This window comes from Microcoleus sp. Pol12B4 (assembly GCF_036701385.1).
Taxonomy (GTDB): Bacteria; Cyanobacteriota; Cyanobacteriia; order Cyanobacteriales; family Microcoleaceae; genus Microcoleus.
Map to the genome: position 1 here is coordinate 1 of NZ_JAUBQR010000200.1, position 6,490 is coordinate 6,490.

Below are 6,490 nucleotides of genomic sequence, written 5' to 3' on the forward strand. Positions count from 1 at the left end.
GACCGAGAGTTCAGCCTTGTGGCTGGAAACGCTGTGTACGGACTGATTACCGTGATTCACGTTTCAACGAATCGCACGTATCTTTACCGTCTGTACCGTTAAGGATATTTTCAAGGATATTCGGGCCGGGAATGGAAGTGCGATCGGGTAAAGTGATTTGATCGCACATACAGTCTTCAGAAGTAGCAGGAATTAGCGCAGGTGTGGGGGTTTCGGTTGTTGGAGATGTGGTTGGGGCGATCGAATTCTGATTGGCGATCGGTGTTTCACCAGTTTTAGCCGTCGGAATAGGAGTTTCCGCAGGTGTCGGAGTCGGAATTGGTGTCAGAGTTTTCCCAGGCGTCGGAGTTTCCGCAGGTGTCGGAGTCGGAATTGGCGTCGGGGTGGGAATTGGAGTTTCCCCAGGCGTCGGCGTCGGTGTGGGAATTGGAGTTTCCGCAAGCGTCGGCGTCGGTGTGGGAATTGGATTTTCCCCAGGCATCGGCGTCGGTGTGGGAATTGGAGTTTCCCTAGGTGTCGGAGTCGGTGTGGGAATTGGAGTTTCCGCAAGCGTCGGAGTCGGAATTGGCCTCGGAGTTTCCGCAGGTGTCGGAGTCGGAATTGGCGTCGGTGTGGGAATTGGAGTTTCCCCCGGTGTCGGAGTCGGAATTGGCCTCGGAGTTTCCGCAGGTGTCGGAGTCGGAATTGGCGTCGGAGTCGGAGTTTCCGCAGTCGTCGGAGTAATTGGCGTCGGAGTTGGCGTCGGAGTTTCCGCAGGCGTCGGAGTAATTGGCGTCGGAGTCGGAGTTTCCGCAGGCGTTGGATTCGGAGTCGGAGTTTCCGCAGGCGTCGGAGTCGGAATTGGTGTCGTTGTCGGAGTTGGCGTCGGAGTTTCTGCAGGTGTCGGAGTCGGAGTCGGAGTTGTATCTACAATAGTCAAAACAGCACTAAAAATCGCTCCTAAATCTGCTCCGTTAGTGGGATTATTCAGAGTTAAATTAACAGTTTCATCCTCTTCTATTGTCACATCATCAACAATTGGAATCGTAAAACTTTGAGTGGTTTCGCCAATGCCAAAATTTAATGTTCCCGATATCTGGTTATAGTCGCTGGCAGCATTAGCAGTGCCATTACTTGTAGTGTAACTGACCGCAGCCAAATTATTAGCATCAGTGTGAGTAACAGTAATTGTGGCAAATTGATCGTTTTCATTAACGCTGTAATTGGCGTTACTGAAGTTAAATGTGCCTCGATTGGTGAGATTGATAATGAACGCTTGGGTGTCAGAAGTATCGACCCCTTCGTTCTCTATACCGCCATTATCTCTCAGGTTTAGAGTGATATTAGCACTGCCGATCGCCCCCGGCACCGGTGTAAAGGTTAGCGTCCCCACCGAGTCGATCGCCGGTGGTACACTAAACAAAGCAGCATTATCATTCCCTACCACTTCAAAAGCCAGAGTTTGTCCCGATTCGTTGGCCGGGCCTGGAGAAATCGCAGCCGCCCATCCGGGGATGGTTTGTGGCCCCGAATTGCTGTTGAGAGTGCGATCGCCTCCTTTGACAAACGAAGGTGCATCGTTGACGGGATTAACTGCGATCGAACTTGTTAAACTATCAGTGCTAAACGGCGTTTTTCCACCAGTAACTGAAGCATTGACGCCCGCAGTACCGTTACCCACTCCGTTACTTCCATCCCACCCCCGAAAAGTAATTGTTGGTTCGCTTCCAGGGGTACTGTAATAGTCTGGGTTCGGTACAAAGCGAACTTTCGCAGGCGTTTGCAGGGAAACCCGCGTCAGGTTGATGTTAGCTTGCGCCGAAGTTGTGTCGTCACCAAGGAATAGAAAATTAGGAGTTTCGTAAGGATCTATCAAGCCGCTAAATCCTGAATAATCACGCAGAGGGCCGTTTAGTATGATATCGCTTCCATTGGAAAGAAAGTAATTGTCACCTTGAACTCTGAGAGTGTAGTTAGTAGCAATATTGGTGTTATAAGGAACATTCTCTGCTGCAACAAATAAGCCGTTGGTTTGTCCGCCTGGGTTGGGAGTTATGCCATCTGCTTGTGCAAAGATATTGCCAGAAGTTGCAGATAGCTGCTGGAAACCGATTTCAATGGCTTTGCGATCGCTAGTAACAGCAACAATGCTAAAACCCGCCCGATTTTGATTAGTGCGAGATTCCGATATAATTTGGAGATTAAAAGACAGGCTAAAGCCTGTAGTGCGATCGAGCGGAGGAAATGACGGATTTAAAGGATTATTTCTATAGCCAGCATAAATACTATTGGCGGCAGTGCTGTTTAAATTAACTCCATTACCGTTAAAAACTTCGGAAGCTGTAGCGGTAGGAAAAGCAAGATTTAAGTTAGTCAAAGACAGCCAATTTTGAGCAGTGGGAGTGTTACCAAGTAAGCCATTATAAAGAGGAGTCGGGCCTAGTAGGGTTGCTGAACTTTCCGACACTGTGCCGAAATTTGTCCAAGTATTGCCGTCGGTTAAAAATTGCCAGTTACCGTTAGTATTGTCTGCTGCGGTGACTGCGACACCCAAAGGATCGCCATTAGTGTCACTTCCTAACTCGCTAGTGAGGTTAAAAATACTAAAGCCTGTGTTATCTGCGCTGGGTATATCTTCATTAATTGCGAGCAGCGGATTCACATTAAGATCTGCCCAAGTCGGAGCAATGTTAACCGGCCGATTGCGGAGACTGTTAATATAAATAGTATTAATTCCGCCGTTGGGTAAACCCAAGGAGCCGGGACTATCTATAGTATAACTAGCAGTTCTGTTGATGCCGCCAATATCGCTCACAAACTCGACATTACCCCCGTTGCTTGGTGCTGGAATTTGCACCTTAGCTGCACTCCCAAATGCTCCGTGTGTTCCTGATGTCCTCCAGGCGAGGGAATCAACAGAAGTAATTCCCGCACTGCTAGTATCTACCCAAACAATATCTGATGCTGCAAAATCCCCAGGCAAATTTCCGGCTGGGAGCAGCTTTGTCAAAAATCCACCTGCGGGACTCAATCGAATGTTCCAATCGTTGTTTGTTCCCGACGGTATGGGGTTGTAGGCAATCTCTTGATTAGCAACCGAACCGCCGATCATAAGTATTGTTCCTGCTTTAAACACAGGAGCAATACTTGCCATATTAGTAAATCGATAAGCTGAATATTTAGCTACAGTTGGATCAGTTGAGTCGCCTACAAAATAGCTCTGAAGCTGAGTTGCACTTACATCTTCTGTGAGCAGTAACTCTACATACTCATTGCCTGTAATGTTTCCAGTATCCCGCCGGAATTCGTTAATAATTATCTGTCCCATCTAGATGCACCTAAATTTGAAATGATTATGTATTAGCTATCAACTAATGTTTTTTTTACGTCATTTTTTTTATTTACGTAAATACGCTGTCCGTAGAGTGGCTTTTTTAAGTCATTTTTATTATTAAAATAATATCTGGAGTTCTGAGTAGTGTCAAGCAAAAGCTTGGATTATTGTCGATCGCACTCCTGGACACAAAAAGTGATTTGATATCAATTCCGGTTGCACGAGCGATATGATTGTTGAGTGTTGACTGTTGACTAAAATTATGCTTTCGGGATAACCGACTGTTTGGACATTGGAACAATACCGATGCAATCGGAAACGATATGATTTGACACACTACTAATAGCGGTAAGCAGCGCGTTGCCCACTCTACATAAATAACTAAGGTGCGTACTCCGCACCTTAGTTATTTAATTTGTGCTTACCCGAAGATGGTAAAATCATTCAGATCGATCGCACTAGCTTGCACTCCATTCAAAGCAGCCAACAGTTGACCATTCTCACCAATCCTGATGAAAGCTGCATTAGCGTTTTGGGTAATACTAAGTTGACCAAAAGTTAGACCACCCGCTAACACCAACAAATCTTCACCTTTTGTGAAATCAGTAATTAGATCGCTGCCTTCACCTGATGTTAAAACAAAGCGATCGCGCCCAATGCCGCCGCTGAGAATATCATTGCCCAAACCCCCAATCAGACAATCGTCGCCTTTACCCCCGTAAATAGTATCGTTGCCCTCCTCGCCGCATAGCTTGTCACTACCGCCGTTGCCAAACATTAAATCATTGCCAGCACCACCGCACAGAGAATCTGGATCGCCGTTAAAGTCGATCGCACTGTCTCCTAAAATAGTATCGTCCCCGTCGTCGGCGCAAATGCTATCACTGCCGCGATCGCCCAACAACAGATCGTTGCCAGTACCCCCCACCAGAACGTCATTGCCCTTGCCGCCATAAACAGTATCATTGCCCTCGTCGCCGCTGAGAGTATCCGCAGCATTTCCCCCGTTCAAAAAGTCGTTGCCCGTACCGCCAAACAGCAAATCGCGTCCATTTGATTCAGGGCTAGACAGGTCAAAACTGCCTCCAAACAAGCAGTCGTTACCCTGAGCACCAACCAGAGTGTCATTGCCCTTGTCACCCCAAATCAAGTCATCGTCTTTGCCGCCGATGGCGACATCATCGCCCTTACCCGCAAACATGAGATCGTCGCCGGCGTGGCCGTTGAGGTAATCATTGCCACCGCTACCCAACAGCAAGTCTCTGTCTGCATTCGGGCCAAGGGGGATATTGCTGGGCCGTCCCCCGTAAATATTGTCGTTGCCTTGTTCGCCCAGCAGAATGTCGTCGCCGTTGAAACCGTTGATAGCGTCGTTGAGATTGCTCGCAGTGAGGAAGTCGTCGCCGTCAGTGCCGTTGAAAGTGCGATCAACAGAATTCGGGCCGGGAATCGAACCGATCGCGGGTAGGGTAATCTGTTCGCAAATGCAATCGCGATCGTCTGGAGTTCCCGTGGGATTCGGAGTCGGAGTTTCCGTCGGAGTCGGAGTCGGAATTTCCGTGGGAGTCGGAGTTCCCGTCGGAGTCGGAATTTCCGTCGGAGTCGGAGTTCCCGTTGGCGTTGGAGTTCCCGTCGGAGTCGGAGTTCCCGTCGGAGTCGGAGTTCCCGTCGGAGTCGGAATTCCCGTCGGAGTCGGAGTTCCCGTCGGAGTCGGAGTTCCCGTCGGAGTCGGAGTTCCCGTCGGAGTCGGAGTCGGAATTTCCGTTGGCGTTGGAGTTCCCGTTGGCGTTGGAGTTCCCGTCGGAGTCAGAGTTCCCGTTGGCGTTGGAGTTCCCGTCGGAGTCAGAGTTCCCGTCGGAGTCGGAGTTCCCGTTGGCGTTGGAATTCCCGTTGGCGTTGGAGTTCCCGTCGGAGTCGGAGTTCCCGTGGGAGTCGGAGTCGGAGTTTCCATAGGAGTCGGCGTCGGAGTTTCCGTAGGAGTCGGCGTCGGAGTTTCCGTAGGATTTGGAGTTTCCGTGGGAGTCGGAGTTTCCGTGGGAGTCGGAGTCGGAGTTCCCGTGGGAGTCGGAGTTTCCGTGGGAGTCGGAGTTTCCGTGGGAGTCGGAGTTGGAGTTGGAGTCGGAGTCGGAGTTGGAGTTTCCGTAGGTGTCGGAGTTGGAGTTGGAGTCGGAGTTTCCGTGGGAGTCGGAGTCGGAGTTTCCGTGGGAGTCGGAGTTGGAGTCGGAGTCGGAGTCGGAGTTGGAGTCGGAGTCGGAGTCGGAGTCGGAGGGTTATTGACAACAATGCTTGCCGTGACGATCGCAGAATCAGCTTTCCCGTCATTAGCTTTGTAGGTAAAAGAGTCTGTCCCTGCAAAACCAGCATTCGGAGTGTAACTGAAGGAACCGTCTTGGTTGAGGACGATCGACCCTGTAGCCGGATTTGTCACCAGAATCGCCGTCAGCGGGTCGTTTTCCGGGTCTGTATCGTTGAATAAGACTCCCAAACCCGTCGTCACATTGAGGGGAGTATCAAAATCAGTGGTATAGCTGTCTGAATTCGCTACAGGCGGGTTATTGACGTTTACAGTCACGGTAGCCGGTTCAGAGCGAACTATTCCGTCGCTGACTGTGTAGGTAAAGGTGTCTGTTCCAGAAAAGCCAGCGTTAGGAATATAAGTGAAAGAACCGTCTTTGTTGAGGGCGATCAACCCTTGAGTCGGGTTGGCGGCCACCGCAGCAGTTAATGTGTCCAAATCTGCGTCGGAGTCGTTGCCTAAAACTCCGGGCACGGCAATGCTGAGGGCTTTTCCCGCACTGGTACTGTAGGTGTCAGCTTGTATGATCGGGGGAAAGTTAGTAACGTTGATATTCACCGTGGCGGGGAGAGTTGCAGCGCCGTCGCTAACGCTGTAGGTGAAGGTATCTATGCCGGAAAAGCCGGCTTTGGGAGTATAAGTGAAGTCGCCACTTTTGTTGAATGCGATCGTACCGTTAGTCGGGGCTGTAACTAAGGCGGCACTCAGCGTGTCCAAATCTGGGTCGAAGTCGTTGCCTAAGACTCCGGGCACGGCAACGCTGAGAACTTTGTCGTGCAAGACGCTGTAGTTGTCAGCTTGTACGATCGGGGGAAAGTTAGTAACGTTGATATTCACCGTGGCGGGGAGAGTTGCAGCGCCGTCGCTAACGCTGTAGGTGA

2 protein-coding genes are annotated in these 6,490 nt (G+C 50.1%); both read right to left on the bottom strand.

From position 1 onward, the window contains the following. Positions 1–46: 46 nt before the first annotated feature. Complete coding sequence (locus QUA38_RS22655; protein ID WP_333165794.1) at positions 47–3,307, bottom strand: choice-of-anchor Y domain-containing protein; 3,261 nt, start codon at positions 3,305–3,307, stop codon at positions 47–49. A 427-nt stretch (positions 3,308–3,734) separates the two neighbouring features. Then, a partial coding sequence (locus QUA38_RS22660; protein WP_333165796.1) for an Ig-like domain-containing protein occupies positions 3,735–6,490 on the bottom strand: 2,756 nt, incomplete at its 5' end.

What these genes read in the sequence shown, in the direction of transcription:
- QUA38_RS22655 (WP_333165794.1), bottom strand. Translation starts at nt 3,307, where the DNA reads ATGGGACAGATAATTATTAACGAATTCCGGCGGGATACTGGAAACATT.